The organism is Paenibacillus profundus (assembly GCF_021369635.1).
GTDB lineage: Bacteria > Bacillota > Bacilli > Paenibacillales > Paenibacillaceae > Paenibacillus_B > Paenibacillus_B profundus.
In genome coordinates, this window is the sequence record NZ_JAJNBZ010000084.1 from 1 (window position 1) to 2389 (window position 2389).

The following is a 2389-nucleotide window of genomic DNA, read 5'->3' on the forward strand; positions in this document are numbered from 1 at the left end:
GACCGCGGACGATGTGGCCTACATCATCTATACATCTGGATCGACGGGAATTCCGAAAGGAGTGTGCGTCACGCATCGAGGGGTGGTCCGGCTCGTTGTCGCTGCCAATTATGTGGACATCAGCAGCAAGGACGTATTTCTGCAAGGCTCGACGATATCGTTCGACGCGGCAACGTTCGAGATTTGGGGCAGCTTGCTGAATGGAGCTGCGCTGGCCATTTTGCCTCCAGGGAATCTATCGTTGACCGAATGGACACAGGCCATTCAACAGCATCAAGTGACGATCCTGTGGTTAACGGCGGGACTCTTCCACGTGATGGTCGAGAACCAACTCCAAGCCTTGCAAGGAGTCCAGCAATTGTTGGTGGGTGGAGATGTCGTCTCTCAAACGCATGCCAAAAAAGTTCTGGAGCGGTATAAGGACATTCGTCTGGTCAATGGGTATGGTCCGACGGAAAATACGACCTTTACTTGCTGCCACGAGATTTCCGCCGCCGATATGGAGCGGCTCTCTATTCCGATCGGACGTCCAATCGCCAATACTCAAGTGTACGTGCTGGATGAGGCAGGCAAGCTGCTTCCGGTAGGAGTGGTCGGCGAGTTGTACACCGGAGGAGACGGACTGGCCCAAGGGTACTGGAATCGTCCGGAGCTGACGGCTGAGAAGTTCGTGGATAACCCCTTCGTGCCGGGAACCCGGCTATACCGCACAGGCGATCTGGCGAGATGGCTGCCGGATGGAACGCTCGAATACGTGGGACGAATCGATGATCAAGTGAAAATTCGCGGTTACCGGATTGAGCTTGGCGAGGTGGAAGCGCATCTGTTGAAAGTGGAAGCGGTTCTGGACGCAATCGTAATCGCACGGCAAGACGAAAGCGGTCAGAAGACGTTGTGCGCGTACTTTACAGCGCATGCAGAGCTGATGGCGGGCGATCTGAGAGCAGCACTGTCGCAAGAACTGCCGGTCTATATGATCCCGACACACTTGGTGCAGGTCGATCAGATGCCGCTGACGCCGAACGGAAAGGTCGATCGCAGAGCGCTGCCGGAGCCGGAAGGCCTCATCATGACCGGAATAGAGCATGTCGCGCCGCGGTCACCGCTGGAGTCCAAGCTGGCGCATATCTGGCAAGAGGTGCTCGGACTCGAGAAGGTCAGCGTGAAGGACAGTTTCTTCGAGATTGGCGGACACTCTTTGCGTGCAACGACGCTCGCAAGCAAGCTGCACAAGGAGCTGCATGTCAGCCTGCTGCTGCGGGACATCTTCCGCCATCCTACCATTGAAGAGCTGGCAGGTCTCATTGATGGGATGGAACGGCAGGCGTACAGACAGATTCCGCTGCTGGATGAAAGGGATTGGTACCCGGTATCTTCGGCGCAAAAGAGGCTGTACATTTTGCATCAACTCGAAGGGGCAGAGCAGAGCTACAACATGCCGGGGGTGATGCTCCTCGAAGGACAGCTTGACCGGAATCGGTTCGAGGAGGCGTTCGGCAGCTTGATCGGGCGCCACGAAACGCTGCGCACCGGCTTTGAGATGGTGAATGGCGAGCCGGTGCAGCGTGTATGCCGCGAAGTGAATTTCTCGGTAGAGATGATGCAGGCGAGCGAAGAGGAAGCCGAAGCCGTCGTTCGCTCATTCATTCGCCCGTTCGATCTGGAGAAGCCGCCGCTCCTGCGAGTGGGACTGATCGAGCTGGATCAGGATCGGCATATTCTGATGTACGACATGCATCATATCATCTCCGATGGCGTGTCGATGGGAATTGTGGTGGAGGAGTTCGTCCGCTTGTACGGGGGCGAGGAACTGCCGCCGCTGCGCATTCAGTACAAGGATTATGCCGCATGGCAGCAGTCCGAGCCGCAGCAGGAGCTCATGAAGCAGCAGGAGAGTTATTGGTTGCAGTCGCTTGGCGGAGAGCTTCCGGTGCTGGAACTGCCGGCGGATTATGCGCGTCCTTCCGTCCAGAGCTATGAAGGCGATACCTTCGAATTCGCGATCGATCCTCGGCTAAGCGAAGCGCTGCACGGGGTTGCGGCCGAGAGCGGAACGACATTGTACATGGTGCTGCTTGCTGCCTATACGATTCTGCTTCATAAGTATACAGGCCAGGAAGACATTATCGTGGGGACGCCGAATGCGGGCAGAACGCACGGCGATTTGCAGCCGCTTATCGGTATGTTCGTCAATACGCTGGCGATCCGCAATTATCCGGCTGGCTCGAAGACGTTCCTGGAATACTTGGAGGAAGTGAAAGAAACGAGCTTGGGCGCCTTCGAGAATCAGGATTACCCGTTCGAAGAACTGGTGGAAAAGCTGCAGGTCACGCGAGATTTGAGCCGCAATCCGCTGTTCGATACGATGTTTGCTTTGCAGAATATGGAC

1 protein-coding gene is annotated in these 2389 nt (G+C 56.3%); it reads left to right on the forward strand.

Going from position 1 to position 2389, the window contains the following annotated elements:
- Positions 1 to 2389 (forward strand): non-ribosomal peptide synthetase (locus LQV63_RS31140; RefSeq protein WP_233699638.1); only part of this gene is annotated, 2389 nt, incomplete at both ends.